Raw genomic sequence first — 16,964 nt, 5'->3', positions numbered from 1 at the left:
GCAAATGAAGCGATGATATGAAAACCACCCAAACTGTTCATTGTCGTACTTATCGCTTATATTGCGGCACAAAAAGCACACAGCAGAAGAATCAGAGAAAACAGCTAAATAGTACATGCTCTATAGCTTAATAAGGAGAGAAAAGTAAATGAACAAACTTATAGGAAAACAAATCTCATGGAACAACGCTTTACTAGGAACAGTCCTCGCAGGTATCGGTTTGGTCGGTCTTTTGTATGCCCCTGCCATCGTCAGCATCTTCTCATTATCGATTGCCAGCTATTGGGCATTACGGCTAGTTTACGGTAAAGAAGCAGTCAAGCAGCTCTTCGGAAAACCCATCGCACCAGTGAAGACGATCAGCAAGTATTTTCTTTTAAACATCCTGATCAGCTTTCTCGTTTCTCTCGTTTTGCAATACGGACTAAAGTGGGATCTTCACGGAAATCCAGTGAACGAAGGCTTTCAATGGTTGACTCTGCTAGTTATTCCAATCATGTTACTTGGAGAAGAACTCTTTTCCATCTTCTTTTTAGCGATCTTTTCTAGTAAATGTACCTTGCCAGTTGCCAGCATCCTTTCCGCGATCCTCTTTGGCTTGGTTCATTACAGCACTTATGACAACGGCAATGTTTTCCATACCTTGGTCCATATTCTTTTCATTCAAGGGGTGGCGCGCTTGCTATTTAACCAAGCTGCCATCAAGAGTAACTCGATCCTGACTAGTTGGGGCACACATGTCTTGTTAGACCTGTTTGCTATTTTAGTGGCTTATCTAACTGCTTGAGAAAAACGAAAAAGACTGATTCAATTGAAATCAGTCTTTTTTGATACAACAACTAGTTACCTGAGTATCCCTCCCTGAAAGGAAGCATTGATCGCTTTTGTGCCTTTCACGAGGTTGGGTGTTTGTTCTATTCGCTGTTTTTCATAAGAAAATGTTCTTACTTTTTAAAGGGTTCCTCTTTTACTTTCTCACAAATTTCTGCTTCACTGTACACCTTCATCAGCCGCTTGACTTCGCCTTCGATGTTGAAGCGCAAGGCTTTTGTCGCCTTCAGATTTTTCAATGCTTGTTCAAGATAACAAAAAAAGGTCGTTTCCTTCATTTACCTCAGCCTCCATGTCAATCGTTGGTTTTACAGGTCACTTTAACAACGTCGCGCAACTCCTGATCAATCTCTCTAGAAAGCAAAAGGATTGTGCAGACATCTGCTTCTTAGTGGTTACACCAGACCGTGCTTTTGGAGTGCTTGCGCAATCCCGCCGTCTTCTGGTCGAGCCGTCACCTCGTCAGCTACTGCCAATAGCTGTTCACAGGCATTGCCCATCGCAATTCCTGTCGCAACGGCTTCAAACATTTCGACATCATTATGGCCGTCACCAAACGCCAAGGTATCTTTGTTATCGATCCCTAGATGATTCAAGAGAAAATCGATGGCTGTTTTCTTGTGGATATTCTTGATGCCGATCTCGCCACTGTCCTTGCCAAAAACAGGAACTGTACTGCGAATCATTTGGAATTGTTCGTGGTATTGGTCATGAACCTGTTCATAAGGAATGGAATGATTGATGAAGGAAACTTTGTTCACGTCATCGTAATCGATTTTCGCTTCGTCCTCGATCAATAAATCAAGGAACCACTGAATAGTTTGAACACGTTGTTTTCCTGCTTCACTTTCAGCAGGCTCACCTGCTAAGACGATCTCAATCAACCGATTTCGTAAATTGGTACTTGCAAATAATCCTTGATTCGATTCCAAGTAATACTCGATTTGGTTTGCTTTTAAGAAATCGATCAGTCTTAATAAGGCTTCCTTTTCAAAAACTTTGTGCAAAATCACCTCATCGTGCACCTCGCAATAACCGCCGCCGGCACCAATCATTCCACTTAAAGGCAGTGCCAGTACATCTTCTGAGATTTCGGCTTTTGAACGACCCGTACACAAGAAAAATTCATGCCCCTTCTTATGTGCCGCTGTGATCGCTTGGCGAGCACTTTCTGGTACGTTTCCCGCATCATCGCACAATGTTCCATCTACATCTAAAAAGACTATTTTCTTCGTCATTTCATTCCCTCTTTCCTAATCCCATCAATAAAGCGCTCACATGAACCTATTTGCTGAAGCCAAGATGTCACCATCAGCCGCTTGCTATTAGTATAACAAATCACAAGATAACCTCGCTAGACTATTTTACTGACTCATACATAAATACGTTCTCGTTTTTTCTCGATGCCCTTAATCCTTGATGATCGTCAAATGGCTTTCATTTGATACTTTTAAGGTGACTTATCCTTTGCGTAGCTTACTCTTCACTTAAATAAATCAACCCCCATTTAGGTAGTTGGTTAGTTGCATGACCCGTAAGTTCGCGATAATAGTACCGTTTGTCATGCTTGATCATACTGATAATTTCCTCTTCCTTCATCCCCAGCTCTTGACATAGGTCAGTTTTGGTATTGGTCACAAGTTCCAGTAGAATTTGGATCTGTGCGTCCACAGCCAGAAGCGCTCGAAAGGTATCAAATAAGTTCTTTGTTCGATCATAGTAAATGTCTTCGAAGTCAACACAAAGTTCCTGATAATAAGTAAAAAGTTTCGGATAGGCTGTCAGTACCCCAGCGCTTAACAATACTTCCTTTGAATAGGACAGATAATCCTTCGGGTCATTTATTTTTTCTGATAACACACAATCACTCCTTTCCATCCATGGCTTTTCTTCAATGATAGCATTGATCCCTCGTTTGATCGTAATGATTTCCTTCCTCATTAGTTGCCACTACATACCTTCACATAAAACAAAGGCTTTATCTTCTAGTATTTCAAATCACATGAAATCCTTGGGTGGCATCCCGTTCTGCGCTCACCTCCAATGCATGATCTAAGGAAATCAGTTACTCTCATTATAGTTTTTTGTTGCTCCAAGCTTATAATTCCTTTTTGCTCTAGCAGAGGAATAAGAGAGAAAAATCCAGCGTACCCGTATTGCTTTATCTAAGAAGAAAGATCAAAAGGAATTTATTTGCAGTGATATTCCGATGATTACGCGATCAACCAAAAGAACGAATGGAAATGAATGCCTTTATCCAATGCTGTGGCGCCTTCATTCTCACGACAGCACAAAAAACCAATGATCGCTGGTTTCGATCATTGGTCAAAGTTCTCAAATTGCATGTTGTAAAAGGACAATCTGGGTTTTCTTTTTGGATCATGCCAAGATATAAGCGAGGCTAAAACGTCCTCTTACACTGTGAGTACAAAAAAGGATCATGCATATAGAAAATCTAAAATCTCACGTGGCGCGTCTACCAAAGCATCTGGGTTTTCTTCAGAAAGCTTTTTCGGATCGTGGCTGCCCCACGTAACGGCGATCGTTTTGACACCCGCGGCTTTTCCCATCTGGATATCAAAAATAGCATCTCCTACCATGATCGTCTTTGTCGGGTCAAATTGATAGTGTGCCACGACTTTATTGATTCCTTCGGGATGAGGTTTGTAGTGGGTCACCGCATCAGAGCCGATGATCTCTTCAAAGAACGCCACAAGGTCCTGAGCAGCTAGGTTTTGTTTGACGACCGCTGTCTTCTTACTTGAAACGACGAAACAAGGTACCTTTCGTTTATTTAAGATTTCTAAGACATGGGGAATTTCTGGAAATACTTTCAAGGTACTTTCTTCATAGGTTTGGTAATAGGCTCGGAAAATCCGAATCAATTCCGCTGCGGTTTCTTGATCTAATGGTTGTTCAGACATTTTAAAAAATGATTCTTCGATCGGTATTCCCATATAATGTTCAATGACTACTTCACTGGGTACTTTGAGTCCCATCTCTTTAAAAGCTGCTTTTGTCGCCTTCACACTACATTCTTTTGAATCCAATAAAGTTCCATCCAAATCAAATATCACACATTCAACCTGCTTCACGATATTTCCTCCTCCAAAAGGTATTCCATCAATTTTCTACAAATGCTTTTTTCATTTACGCAGTATTTCTTTCCATTACTGATTATCTCTATTTTATCACTAAAAAAAAGCATTATCATATTTTTCCATAACCTTCTTCATTTATTGCTAATATACTTATATAAAAAACGACTCGCTTTGAAAACAGAGTCGTTTCTACAAGATAGGCAAATTTACCTGAAGGCCTATTTGTCAGGCATAAAAGTTAAACCCATTTTCAGCTTTTTTACTGCAAGATATATCCTTTGCCCCAAGCGGTACGGACGCGTTTTTCAGTATAGTCGTATTCATCTAATTTCTCATTGATTCGTTTCGCCAAAATCGATAGCTGCGATTTTCGGGAATTCGTGCCGCCGTTGCCCCAAATTTTCCAGCAAAGGTCCTCTCGGTTGATAAATTGCTCTTCTGCTAGATTATTGAAAAAGATCTGTTCTTGCAGACTAAGAAATTTAGGGAACGATTCCTTCGTTACTGATGCCTTTTCTAACTTGCGAGTATTTGGTGGCAAAGCCGCCAAAAATTCTCTCAACTCGACAAATGACCGATTAAGATAGGTCGCATTTTCCGCTTTTTCCAGTATCATTTCTTGTTCGTCATTCCCTGGCAAGATTCGAACGATCCGCTGTTGATAATAAGGAGCCAATGTCTGATTGAGTAATAAAAATTCTGGATCAGCAATTGTTTCACTGACAAATAAACAGTCAAATAACTTGGCACTTTCTATCAACCATTCCTCCTCTTCGGTACTTCTGCCCACGAACACTTCATGGCTCAAAATCTGCAGCTCCCGCTGCAAATCAATCTCATATGATATATTTTTCGTCAATATGATAATTCTCATGATACACCCTACTTTCCTTTCTTATTTATTCAGAAATGAGTTGGAAATGATTTCTGAATACTTTATGTTGACATTATTACTTATTTTTATCAGCTTGAGGTGTCATTTTTTGTTCATAAATGGTGATCTGGTGTCATGTTTTAAAAAATAGATTGACTTTCATTTCATGGTTCATACTCTTCGATAGCCAATAAAAAAGCAACCTGTTAGCCAGATTGCTTTCTTGTCCTCACTACTCCCACTTCAAATCCAACAGCTCCAGCATTTCATGGTAGGCGGTTTCGATCCGCTGGCGTTTTTCTTCAGGGACATTTTTGGCATATTGCCCATCTGGCAGATAATCTTCAGCAAGGTAGACTTGAAAATCAAAGGCCTGCAAGACGCCGTATTCTGGATCATAATAGGTACGATCAGGGATCGGTTCTTTGGAGACCCAAGTCGGATGCATGGCAATCTTGCTTAAATAGGTCCGCTGCCCTTCTTTGGAGATTTCAACTTCTGGGATGACGCCTCGTTCGGTCCAATAGTTGTTATTGACGGTTTCATAACGTTGATTCGACAATAAGTTTCCCATTGAATAAATGATAAATTTCTTTTCCCCGTCCTTTTCGATGATTTCGGTTGGTTCTGCTACATGCGGATGGCCACCGAAGATAATATCAGCACCAAAATCGATCATCTTCCGATAAACAGTTTGTTGTTCTTCCGTTGGTTCTAAAGAATACTCGACACCAGACTGAGGCATCACGATGGTGATATCCGCCAAGCTTTCCGCTTCTTTGATCTCTGCTTCCACTTTATCTAACGACAAGTCTTTCAAATAGGTGTCATACTCTGCTTGAGTTAAGCTTTCTTCAAGGCCATTGAAGCCATAGGCATAGGCCAAGAGAGCAACTTTGATCCCGTTGACTTCTTTGACCAGGATTCCGCTATTATCGACCGTGACACCAATCGTTGCCAAGCCTTGGTCGTGAAAAGCAGCCGCCGTTGTTTTGATTCCTTCGATCCCTGTATCTAAAATATGGTTATGGGCAAGATCGATCACATCAAAGCCCGCGTCTTTGATACTGGCAACAGCATCGATAGGGGCGTTGAATAAGGGAAAACCGCCAAGCGGTTTATTAGGATTGATGGTTCCTTCAAAATCACCTAAAGCAAGGTCCGCCGATGCAATCAGCGGTTTGACTTGCTCAAAATCATTGTCAAAATCATAACGCTTCCCATCGTAAGCGCTTAAATAAACAGGTGTATGATAAAGCATATCGCCACTAGCTGTCACTGTGATGGTTTTTACTGCTGGCTTTGTTTCGGTAGAACTACTCGTTTCTTGTATGGGCTTTGTTGCCTTTGTCGTTTCTGCTGTATGACGCTGTTCGGGGATGCTTGTCGCTTGAATCACTAGATAAATCACTCCAAGTATGATTGCCAGCAACGCTGTACTTAACCCCACAATGATCCGCTGGTGTTTCTGACGCTCCCGTCTTCGTTGTTGTCTCATGCCCTCACCCTTTCACTCTGCTTTATCAAAAACCTATCTTCGTTTACGTTCTAACGAGATTCCCTGCTCCCTTTCCTGCGAACCTCACTAAATAATATCTTTTTATTAAATAATTATACTATATTTGAGATTCCTTTAATAGGTCGTTTTGTAAAGAATAAAAAAACAGCCCGATCGTGATCGAACTGTTTTATTCGCTTCTGAGTTGTTTTATTCGTTTCTTTTATTCTTTTCTATAGTAGTTCTGACCTCAGAAATTTTTCCTTCCTGAAGCTATCTGCTACTTTGCTTCCTCATGCTTCACGGGACAACTGCTATGACAATCAGAACAATGATCCTTTTTCACCATGCGGTACACTACACGGGTGCCATAGCCAAAAATCAGGCCGCTTAGAATTATTGTAGCAATCATTTTTCGCCTCCTACGACTTGGATCAAGGGTGCACTCCCTCGGAATGGTTTCTTCAACAGAGCAAATACCAATAGCCCAGCAATAAGGATTGCCGCGAAAACACCGAGCGTGAGGTGTCCGCCTTCAAAGATGACGTGCCCGAATTGGTAGACCAACAAGCTGGCGCAGTATGCCAAGCCGCATTGATAGCCAATGGCTAACCACGTCCACTTGCTGTCCCCCATTTCACGGTGGATCGCACCGATAGCAGCAAAACAAGGGGCACATAGTAAATTAAAGACGAGAAAAGAGTATGCCGCCACAGCAGTGTAATCGCCGCGCAACACTTGCCAAATCTCCGTCCCGCTTTCTGACAACTCCCCGGTTTGTTCGTAGAGGATCCCAAAGGTGCCGATCACATTTTCTTTGGCGACCAGGCCAGTGATCGTCGCCACGGCGCCTCGCCAGGTTCCCCAGCCTAGGGGAGCAAAAAGCGGCGCCAAAAGTCGTCCGAAAAAGGCCAAAATGCTTTGGTCTTCTGTGACCCGCTGCAAGGCAAAGCTGTAGCTGGAGGTAAACCAGACAAAGATACAAGCCACAAAAATTATCGTCCCGGCTTTTTTCACAAAAGCAATGGCTCGATCACAGGCACTTTTCAAAATCGTTGTGAGCTGCGGCAAGTGATACGCTGGCAGTTCCATAATAAATGGTGCCAGATCACCTGCAAACAGCGGTGTTTTTTTCAAGACGATCCCTGAAAAAATCACAGCACCCATGCCGACAAAATAGGCCGATGGGGCGACCCAACTATACTGAGGGAAAAAGGCTCCTGAAATCAATGCGATGATCGGCAATTTGGCAGAACAAGGCATGAAGGTCGTGACCATCACCGTCAACCGACGATCCTTTTCATTTTCAATCGTTCGGCTTGCCATCACCCCCGGCACCCCGCAACCGGTAGCGATCAACATGGGGATAAACGACTTGCCAGATAGACCAAACTTGCGAAACAGGCGGTCCATGACAAATGCCACCCGTGCCATGTATCCGCAGTCCTCCAAGATAGCCAAACAAAAAAACAGCACGAAGATCTGTGGCAAAAAGCCTAAGACCGCACCGACACCTGCCACGATGCCGTCTAAAATCAGTTCTTGCAGCCACTGGGCGACTTGCAGCTGTTCTAGCCAGTGCGCTGCTGTTTCGGGAATCCAGCTGCCAAATAATACATCATTGACCCAATCAGTACCAATCGTACCAATCGTCTGAATCGATAAATAGTAGATTCCCCACATAATGAAGGCAAAAATCGGTAGTGCCAATACGCGATGGGTCAACACACGGTCGATTTTGTCGCTGAAGGCTAAGTGCTGATCTGTTTCCTTGATGACTGCCAGCGCCAACAATTCTTCAATGAAGCCATAGCGCTCATTGACGAGAATGGCGTCACTGCTGTCTTTAAAGATCAGCTCTAAAATCGAAATCGTCTCCTGAAGGACTGCCTGCTGGGAATCAGTCAGTTTACACATCGTCTGAATCGCTTCATCTTTTTCAAAGAGTTTTATGGCAAACCAGCGTTTTTGCTGCTGAGGGATCGTCTCTGGCAAAATCGCCATGATCTCGGTCAAGCCAGCTTCTAGACGAGCATCGTAGCGGGGAGGAAGCGGTTGTGTATTGGCTACATGCTTCGCTGCCTCGATCATTTTGGTTAAGCCGCGTTGCTTCAAAGCACTGATCCCTACTACGGGAACCCCTAGACCGTAAGCCAGCTTTTCGAAATTGATCTGCAAGCCTTTTTTCTTTAATAGGTCGATCATGTTGATGGCTGCCACAGTCGGGACATTCATTTCTAATAATTGCAATGTTAGATACAGGTTGCGCTCCAGGTTGGTTCCATCGATAATATTGATCACCGCGTCCAATGATGCTTCCATCAAATAATTGCGAGAAATCAGTTCTTCTGGTGTGTACGGCGACAAGGAATAGATCCCTGGTAGATCTTGGATCAATACTTGTCGGTCTTTTCGCAGTCGCCCCGCTTTTCGTTCCACGGTAACGCCTGGCCAATTCCCCACTGTTTGTTTGGCACCGGTCAATTGATTGAAGGTACTCGTTTTCCCGCTATTGGGATTTCCTGCTAATGCAAAGTGATAGGTCATTACGCTTCGACTCCTTTTTCGACAAAAACCAACGCTGCTTCTTGCTTTCTCAAAGACAATTCATAGCCGCGGAGCCGAATCTCCATCGGATCACCCAAAGGAGCCAGCTTCACCACTTCCAAATGGACGTTTTTCGTAAGTCCCATATCCATCAATCGACGGCGCACCGCACCTTTGGCGGCGATCTGATTGACCTTCCCGCTTTCACCGACTTGCAGCTGATCCAAAGAGGTAATGATGGTTTGCTGCTGGGTTTCTGTGACATCGATTTGTTCCATGATCCGTTCATCTAAAGCGATCCGCGTCCCTTGGTGTAAAATGATGCCGCCTTTGCGATCTTTTTGTACCACAACGATTTCAACGCCCGTGCGAATACCAAGATCATTTAAATGAGCCGTGATTTCTTTGGTGGTTGCCAACGAGTCGATTTTGTATGTTCCAGAAGCCCGAGTTTGCGCCATTTTCATTGCTTCTTACTCCTTTTGTGAAATGTTGTTTTAATTAACCCGCTTTAATTGAGAATGATTATCATTATAATAGAGCCATTTCCATAAGAAGTCAATCTGTTTTGGGCCTCACTTTGAATCTTCCTTCACAATACGGATTTTTTTTACTCATTTTGATTGCATATCCCCTGTATTAATTACGCAAAAACCTTGTAATTCTAAGTATTTTCCGCTTTTTCCCCTTGCATAAAAAACACAGAAACACTATAAATTGTGTATGTCGAATTCACAAGCACAAGATATAGTGTTTTTTCGTTGACTTTCTCCGAGACTTATTTATACTAGGTTTATAACTATTACAACTCGGAGGAAACAATTATGAATATCAAACTATTTTCTAAAAACAACTGCATGCAATGTAAAATGGCGAAACGCTTTTTAAGTGAAAATCAGATTGCATTTGAAGAAATCAATATTGATAATGAGCCTGAAGCATTAGAATTTTTGAAAGAACAAGGATTCCAAAGTGTGCCAGTCATTACCTCTGATGCGCAAACGATCATCGGTTTCCGTCCAGATCAACTACGTCAATTAGCGAGCTAAGATTTTTCTCAATGTGATGCTTTTGAGGGATTTGTCAGTCGTCCAGACCGCAAGTCCTTTTTTATACGAACAAAACAAGAAAAGAGGTTAGCCATTTATGAGCTTGAAAGAAATCAAAGATGTCAGTTATTTCAAATTGAATAATGAGATCAACCGTCCAGTAGATGGCCAAATTCCATTAAATAAAGACAAAGAAGCCTTAGCGGCATTCTTTAAAGAAAACGTTGAACCAAATACCTTAACCTTTGCGACTGCAATGGACAAAATCAATTATTTGATTGAAAATGATTATTTAGAAGAAGAATTTATCAAAAAGTATCGCCCTGCCTTTATTGAGCAATTGTATCAATTCTTAGATGAGCAACACTTTACTTTCAAATCATTTATGGCTGCTTACAAGTTTTATTCACAATACGCATTAAAAACGAATGATGGTACCGCGTATCTAGAACGTTACGAAGATCGGGTCGCTTTCAACGCCCTTTACTTTGCGGATGGCAATGAAGAGTTAGCAATGAGCTTGGCAGATGAAATGATCTACCAACGTTACCAACCAGCAACCCCTTCTTTCTTGAATGCAGGACGCAAACGTCGCGGTGAGTTGGTTTCTTGTTTCTTGATCCAAATCACTGATGACATGAACGCGATCGGTCGTGGGATCAACTCCGCGCTGCAACTTTCACGAATCGGTGGCGGTGTCGGGATCACGTTATCAAACTTGCGGGAAGCCGGCGCGCCTATCAAAGGCTACGAAGGGGCAGCAAGTGGTGTGATGCCTGTAATGAAATTGTTTGAAGATAGCTTCAGCTACTCAAACCAATTGGGTCAACGGCAAGGGGCTGGCGTGGTCTACTTGAACGTCTTCCACCCAGACATCATCAGCTTTTTATCAGCGAAAAAAGAAAATGCGGATGAAAAAATCCGTGTCAAAACCTTATCATTAGGCGTGATCGTACCTGACAAATTCTACGAATTGACGCGCAAAAATGAAGAGATGTATCTCTTTAGTCCCTACAGTGTCGAAAAAGAATATGGCGTACCCTTCTCTTATGTCGATATCACCAAGGAATACGACAACTTAGTCATGAACCCACGGATTCGCAAAACCAAAATCAGAGCCCGTGATCTAGAAAACGAAATTTCTAAATTGCAGCAAGAATCTGGTTATCCTTATATCATCAATATCGATACAGCAAACCGCAGCAACCCAATTGATGGCAAGATCATCATGAGTAATCTTTGTTCCGAGATCCTTCAAGTCCAAGCACCATCTGAGATCAACGGCAAACAAGAATACGAAGTTTTAGGAACAGATATCAGCTGTAACTTAGGTTCCACCAATATCGTGAACTTGATGGACAGCCCTGACTTTGGGAAATCTGTTCGAGCAATGACTCGTGCCTTGACCTTTGTTACTGATGCGTCTGACATTGACGTAGTACCATCGATCCAAAATGGGAATGCCTTGAACCACACGATCGGTTTAGGCGCAATGGGCTTGCATACCTATTTTGCAAAAAATCAAATGGAATACGGTTCACCAGAATCCCTTGAATTTACTGATCTTTATTTCATGTTGTTGAACTATTGGACATTGGTTGAAAGCAATGCCATCGCCAAAGAAAAAGGCGAAGTTTTCCATAACTTTGAAAAATCAGCGTATGCAGACGGCAGCTACTTCACCGATTATATCCAAGGTGACTACCAACCAAAATCGGAAAAAGTCAAAGCATTGTTCGAAGGCGTCTTTTTACCAACTGGTGAAGATTGGGCAGCCTTGGCACAAACCGTCAAAGAAACCGGCTTGTATCACCAAAACCGCCTAGCCGTTGCACCAAATGGTTCGATCTCTTATATCAATGATACGAGTGCCAGCATCCACCCAATCACACGGATGATCGAAGAACGCCAAGAAAAGAAAATCGGCAAGATCTACTATCCAGCACCTTACTTGAGCAATGAGACGATCGGCTACTACAAATCAGCCTACGATATGGATATGCGCAAAGTGATCGATGTTTACGCAACTGCTCAAAAACACGTCGATCAAGGTATGAGTATGACCTTGTTTATGCGTTCAGATATTCCAGAAGGTCTTTACGAATGGAAAGAAACGACAAAACAAACCACCCGTGATTTGAACATTTTGCGTCACTACGCTTTCCACAAAGGCATCAAATCGATCTACTATGTACGGACCTTTACAGATGATGCAGAAGAGATCGGCAGCAACCAATGTGAAAGCTGCGTCATCTAATCCAACTTTTGCCTGAAAACGAACCAACCGCCTGCCCCTGCTCTTTCTTGACAGCGGGTCGGCTGTTGTCTTGATACGATTATTGGAGGAACCGACTATGGGTAAGACTTACTATGAAGCAATCAACTGGAATGAGATCGAAGATATCATCGATAAATCCACTTGGGAAAAATTAACAGAACAATTCTGGTTAGATACGCGGATCCCTTTATCAAATGACCTTGATGACTGGCGGACGCTATCTCCATTAGAAAAAACAACGGTGGGCTACGTCTTTGGCGGCTTGACTTTATTAGATACCGTTCAATCAGAAAGCGGTATGGATCAACTGCGTAAAGATGTCCGCACCCCACATGAAGAAGCGGTCTTGAACAACATCCAATTTATGGAATCTGTCCATGCAAAAAGCTATTCATCGATTTTCAGCACCCTGAATACAAAAGCGGAGATCGCTGATATTTTTGAATGGACCAACACCAATCCATATTTGCAAAAGAAAGCCGAACGAATCAATGAGATCTACAAAAATGGCACACCGCTAGAGAAAAAAATCGCCAGTGTATTTCTAGAGACCTTCTTATTCTATTCAGGTTTCTATACACCCCTTTACTACTTAGGCAATAACAAACTAGCGAACGTAGCGGAGATCATCAAATTGATCATTCGTGACGAATCCGTTCACGGCACGTATATCGGCTACAAATTCCAATTAGGTTTCAACGAATTACCAGAAGACGAACAGCAAAAGCTGAAAGACTGGATGTACGACTTGTTGTATGAGTTGTATGAAAATGAAGAGCGTTATACCGAAGAATTATACGATGAGATCGGCTGGACCGAAGAAGTCAAAACCTTCTTGCGTTACAATGCCAATAAGGCTTTGATGAATCTAGGTCAAGACCCGCTTTTCCCAGATACCGCCAACGATGTCAATCCAATCGTCATGAACGGTATTTCAACTGGTACCAGCAACCACGACTTCTTCTCACAAGTTGGGAACGGGTATCTGCTTGGTTCCGTAGAAGCGATGAAAGACGATGACTACTACATCGGACTTGATTGATCTGCTGACAAATAAACACCTTGTTTCTCGCCAATTGAGGGTGAGAAACAAGGTGTTTTTTAGTGAGCCAACTGGTCTTTGATAAAGGTCAACGTTTCTGTCAAACAGGCCTGTGCTTGGGGCAAGCTATAATCAAATTGGTATTCGTGGGTCACCGTTTCCGAATCCCCTTTGTAAAAGCGACTCGTCACGGGAATATCAAGAGCTTGCAGCTGGTTGGCAAAGGCAATGCCTTGGTCTTCAAAGGAATAGGCATTGCCATCCGTGATATACGTTGGTGGAAAATCAGCCGTCAATTTATCCACCAGTGAGATCTCCTGCAGTTGGGGACTATCTTGCCATTCTTTTTTTCCTAATAACGACCAAGCCACCGTTTTGACAAAGAATTTCATAAAGCGATCATCTGAAGAAGTCCCAGCGATCTGCTTCAAATCAAGCGGTCCGCAATAGGAAATAAACCCTTTCAGGGCCGATGCAGGAATGTCTTGATCAAAGGACATTTCCTTCGCATACGCTGGATTGGTTTGCAGCGCCACATATTGCCCAGCGATTTGGGCTCCTGCAGAATCCCCGCCGAAGAAGAGTTGATCGAAATCCAGCATGGGGTATGCTTGGGCATCTGCTTTGATCGAGTCTACCGCTTGGGCTAATTGTTTGACCTGTCCAGGATAATGCAGACTTGGTGCCCATTCATAATTAATCGAAATCACAGCGGCTTTGGTTTCATCGACGATATAGGTCGCAAACTCTTTGACCCCTTCTTTGTCTCCGCCGACATAGCCGCCCCCATGGACCCAAAAAATGACTGGAACAGGGCCTTGTGCCTCTTTGGGATAATATAGATCAAAGGTACTGCGTTGATAATCCGATTGATACGTCAAGTCCTGTTTGACCGTCACATTCGGCAAACTTTTTTGATAAGCTGCCTCATCCTTGATGGTCACTTCTTGGTTAAACAGATGACCGATCAAAAAAGCCCCCGGTCGTGGGGAGAGTTGAAAAGCCAGAAAAACGGCAGCTAAGAGTCCGATCAGGACAATCGCCACCCACATGAAAAAGCGCAGAATTTTTTTCAAGTAAAAGCTCCTTCCTTCTTTCTGTTTCAGCTTTTTCATTTAACCATGTTTTTTTAGCAAATTCAATGACAATCGCTAAAGATTAAAAAAGGATGATACCAATAGGCATCACCCTTAAAATAACATCGTTTATAATGGCAACATCATAAACAAACCAGCTGCGATCGCTGCCCCGATCATTGGACCGATGATTGGTACTAACGCATAGCCCCAATCGGAAGTCCCTTTGTTTTTGATTGGCAAGATTTGGTGAGCGATCCGTGGTCCTAAGTCCCGTGCCGGGTTGATGGCATAGCCTGTTGGTCCACCAAGCGACAGCCCGATCGCTAAGATCAAGATCCCAACGACGATGGGATTTAATCCATCCGTAAAGGTATTGGCACCAAAAGCCAATAAGCCAAAGACTAAGACAAAGGTACCAATCACTTCAGTGATGGTATTCGATACTAAATTACGAACTGCAGGCCCTGTTGCAAAGGTGCCTAAAATCGCGCCTTGGTCTTTTGTTTCATCCCATAATGGCAAGTAGTTGAGCCAAACGAGTATCGCCCCTACGATCGCACCAGCAATTTGTGCCAGCATAAACGGTACAGCCAAGCTCCAAGAAAAATTCCCCGTCATCGCCATGCCTAATGTAACGGCTGGATTCAAGTGAGCAGGTCCCATGTACCCTGAAACGTAAACGGCAATCGTTACCGCTGTCGCCCAGCCCATTGCTATCACGATCCAGCCAGAGGCTTCTGCTTTACTCTTTTTCAGATTGACAGCCGCACACACACCATCCCCTAACAAAACCAAAATAGCCGTTCCTAGAAATTCACTAAAGATCTGGGTTGTTTCATTCATCTTTTTTTCCTCCTTTTAAGGCTGTTAAATCTGATTCTGCGATCACTTGGTTCAATTCTGCTACATGGGCTGCTTTTTCTTCCTCGCTCCAGCCAAAGAAGTCGGTCATAGCTGCAACGACACCGGCTTTGACTTCATCTAAGGTGTCTCGCATAAATAGGATATGGTTGGTCCGACGCAATAGATAATCGACAGGCGTCAGAACCATTTCTTCATGCAAGGAATAGTTCAAGGCCGTACTTTCTTTTTCATCTAAGCCCTCAAACTTCGTCTTGTAGTTCAACACTTGGGGAAGATTCGACCCATAAAGATGAGCCAAATACGTCGCAGCTGCTTCATCGAATCCAGCGGCTTGCGCTTGGTCAGCCAGCTTCGCTAAGTCTTCCTCTACATTGGCTGCATCAAGCTCACCACCAGAAACTGGGTACGTGGTTGAATCCACTAACTCGAAGAATGCACCGCTTTCTTGGAGCAATTCATTGATCCATTTAACTGCTCCTTCCGCCATCAAGCGATAATCGGTGATTTTCCCCCCTGCCAACGTCAATAGTCCGTCTTTTGAGCGTTCCAAACTGCTGCCGCGAGAAACTTGCGATGGATCCACTTTGCTGGCTTCTACTCGTTCTTGTGCTTGTTTTACAGCTTTTTCTACGACTGGTCGCTGCCGCTCATCTTCAAGATACTCTTTGACGCTTTCAACGATCTGCTCAAAGCTTTCATCCGATAGTTTGCCTTTACCGCCGCCATTGTAATCAGACCCGCCATTATTCACAATCAACGGACGCAATCCTGCCCAGCTCGCTTCGATATCATCAAGGGTGATCTGAGCGTGAGGGAAGCGTTCATTCACGATGGTCAGTAGATAATCAACATCTTCTTGCGTGACCGTTGGATGAGCAAAATCGCCTGTATAATCCGTATCGGTTGTGCCAAAATAGGTCTTATTTTCTCTTGGTACCACGAAAACCATCCGACCATCATTTTTCCCAGTATCAAAATAGGTTGGTTGCGGCACTTTTAGTTTTTCCCGATCGACCACTAAATGGACACCTTTCGTCGGACGCATTTGTGGCGGCAACTCATCATTCTTGTCTAATTGACGAACGATGTCTGACCAAGGGCCTGTCGTGTTGATCACGACTTTGGCGTGAACCTCAAAGCGCTCGTTTGTCAGTTGATCCTCCACCTCTACCCCATTGATGATGCCTTGCTCATCATGTAAGATGCCGACGACTTTGGCTTTACTGATCATTGCTGCCCCATCGGCTTGTGCTCGTTTGATGTTTTCGATCACCAAGCGGGCATCGTTGTTGCGAAAATCAAGATAGACACCGCCACCGACTAAGTTTTCCGCCTGCAGCTGAGGTTCGCGTTCTAAGACCTCTTCTTTCGTCAGCAGATAATTTTCGTATTTACTGCCTGTCACATTCGCTAAGCGATCATAAAGATCCATCGCCACTTTGACAGAAAACAAGGAGAAGGTTGCCCCTGGTTCATCATAGATTGGCAAAAGCATTGGATCTGGTTTCGGGATATGCGGAGCAATTTGCTGCACGATCGCCCGCTCCCGCACGGTGTCAGCGACCACTTCCACGTCAAAGGTTTTCAAATAGCGAATACCACCATGAACGAGTTTGGTGGACCGCGAAGACGTTCCTTCGGCAAAATCCTGCATTTCCAAAAGAACCGTCTTCATCCCAGCGGCTGCGGTTTGAACAGCAACCCCCGCGCCAGTGATCCCACCACCGATGATCAATACATCATAGGTGGTCTTTGCCGCTTCTTGAATGGTTTGCTTCCGATCTTTATGTGAAAAGGTCAT

At 43.5% G+C, this 16,964-nt stretch carries 16 protein-coding genes; 4 read left to right on the top strand and 12 right to left on the bottom strand.

Translation table 11 applies throughout. The features are described 5' to 3' along the window. Window positions 1–148 precede the first annotated feature (148 nt). Complete coding sequence (locus IGK14_RS03115; RefSeq protein ID WP_010747550.1) at window positions 149–787, top strand: CPBP family glutamic-type intramembrane protease; 639 nt, start codon at window positions 149–151, stop codon at window positions 785–787. A gap of 157 nt (window positions 788–944) precedes the next feature. Here IGK14_RS03115 and IGK14_RS03110 read toward each other — a convergent pair whose 3' ends face one another. The 9 genes from IGK14_RS03110 to IGK14_RS03070 form a co-directional block, all read right to left on the bottom strand. Next, on the bottom strand, window positions 945–1,109 hold the full coding sequence (locus tag IGK14_RS03110; RefSeq protein WP_010747549.1) for a hypothetical protein: 165 nt from the start codon (window positions 1,107–1,109) through the stop codon (window positions 945–947). Between the two features lie 117 nt (window positions 1,110–1,226). Beyond that, window positions 1,227–2,069, bottom strand: a complete 843-nt coding sequence (locus IGK14_RS03105; protein ID WP_010747548.1) for a Cof-type HAD-IIB family hydrolase — start codon at window positions 2,067–2,069, stop codon at window positions 1,227–1,229. A 238-nt stretch (window positions 2,070–2,307) separates the two neighbouring features. Then, window positions 2,308–2,772, bottom strand: a complete 465-nt coding sequence (locus tag IGK14_RS03100) for a DUF7006 family protein (protein WP_228074176.1) — start codon at window positions 2,770–2,772, stop codon at window positions 2,308–2,310. Between the two features lie 497 nt (window positions 2,773–3,269). Continuing rightward, window positions 3,270–3,926 (bottom strand): HAD family hydrolase, encoded by a 657-nt coding sequence (locus IGK14_RS03095; protein WP_010747546.1) that lies wholly within the window; start codon window positions 3,924–3,926, stop codon window positions 3,270–3,272. 265 nt (window positions 3,927–4,191) lie between these two features. Next, window positions 4,192–4,806: a hypothetical protein gene (locus IGK14_RS03090; RefSeq protein ID WP_005225192.1), complete on the bottom strand. Its 615-nt coding sequence runs from the start codon at window positions 4,804–4,806 to the stop codon at window positions 4,192–4,194. 232 nt (window positions 4,807–5,038) lie between these two features. Next, window positions 5,039–6,304, bottom strand: a complete 1,266-nt coding sequence (locus tag IGK14_RS03085) for a CapA family protein (protein ID WP_010747545.1) — start codon at window positions 6,302–6,304, stop codon at window positions 5,039–5,041. A 280-nt stretch (window positions 6,305–6,584) separates the two neighbouring features. Beyond that, window positions 6,585–6,716, bottom strand: a complete 132-nt coding sequence (locus tag IGK14_RS03080) for a hypothetical protein (protein ID WP_010747544.1) — start codon at window positions 6,714–6,716, stop codon at window positions 6,585–6,587. Beyond that, window positions 6,713–8,851: a ferrous iron transport protein B gene (feoB, locus tag IGK14_RS03075; protein WP_010747543.1), complete on the bottom strand. Its 2,139-nt coding sequence runs from the start codon at window positions 8,849–8,851 to the stop codon at window positions 6,713–6,715. Before feoB ends, IGK14_RS03080 begins: the two co-directional genes overlap by 4 nt. Beyond that, complete coding sequence (locus IGK14_RS03070) at window positions 8,851–9,318, bottom strand: FeoA family protein (RefSeq protein WP_010747542.1); 468 nt, start codon at window positions 9,316–9,318, stop codon at window positions 8,851–8,853. The genes feoB and IGK14_RS03070 overlap by 1 nt, the downstream gene beginning before the upstream one ends. A gap of 357 nt (window positions 9,319–9,675) precedes the next feature. Between IGK14_RS03070 and nrdH the strand changes: the two genes are divergently transcribed. The 3 genes from nrdH to nrdF all read left to right on the top strand — a co-directional run bounded on the left by nrdH (window position 9,676) and on the right by nrdF (window position 13,220). Next, complete coding sequence (nrdH, locus tag IGK14_RS03065) at window positions 9,676–9,900, top strand: glutaredoxin-like protein NrdH (RefSeq protein ID WP_005225182.1); 225 nt, start codon at window positions 9,676–9,678, stop codon at window positions 9,898–9,900. A gap of 97 nt (window positions 9,901–9,997) precedes the next feature. Beyond that, window positions 9,998–12,157: a class 1b ribonucleoside-diphosphate reductase subunit alpha gene (gene nrdE / locus IGK14_RS03060; RefSeq protein WP_005225181.1), complete on the top strand. Its 2,160-nt coding sequence runs from the start codon at window positions 9,998–10,000 to the stop codon at window positions 12,155–12,157. Between the two features lie 97 nt (window positions 12,158–12,254). Further along, window positions 12,255–13,220 (top strand): class 1b ribonucleoside-diphosphate reductase subunit beta, encoded by a 966-nt coding sequence (gene nrdF / locus IGK14_RS03055; RefSeq protein WP_010747541.1) that lies wholly within the window; start codon window positions 12,255–12,257, stop codon window positions 13,218–13,220. A 59-nt stretch (window positions 13,221–13,279) separates the two neighbouring features. Here nrdF and IGK14_RS03050 read toward each other — a convergent pair whose 3' ends face one another. The 3 genes from IGK14_RS03050 to glpO all read right to left on the bottom strand — a co-directional run bounded on the left by IGK14_RS03050 (window position 13,280) and on the right by glpO (window position 16,964). Beyond that, complete coding sequence (locus IGK14_RS03050; protein WP_051095320.1) at window positions 13,280–14,335, bottom strand: alpha/beta hydrolase; 1,056 nt, start codon at window positions 14,333–14,335, stop codon at window positions 13,280–13,282. A 90-nt stretch (window positions 14,336–14,425) separates the two neighbouring features. After that, window positions 14,426–15,142, bottom strand: coding sequence for an MIP/aquaporin family protein (locus IGK14_RS03045; RefSeq protein ID WP_005225178.1), 717 nt, complete (start codon window positions 15,140–15,142; stop codon window positions 14,426–14,428). After that, complete coding sequence (glpO, locus tag IGK14_RS03040) at window positions 15,135–16,964, bottom strand: type 1 glycerol-3-phosphate oxidase (protein ID WP_010747539.1); 1,830 nt, start codon at window positions 16,962–16,964, stop codon at window positions 15,135–15,137. Before glpO ends, IGK14_RS03045 begins: the two co-directional genes overlap by 8 nt.

The organism is Enterococcus sp. DIV0970a (genome assembly GCF_051711265.1).
Classification (GTDB): domain Bacteria; phylum Bacillota; class Bacilli; order Lactobacillales; family Enterococcaceae; genus Enterococcus_D; species Enterococcus_D casseliflavus.
The sequence above is the reverse complement of the archived record's forward strand: the minus strand, read 5'-3'. Positions and strand labels throughout refer to the sequence as shown.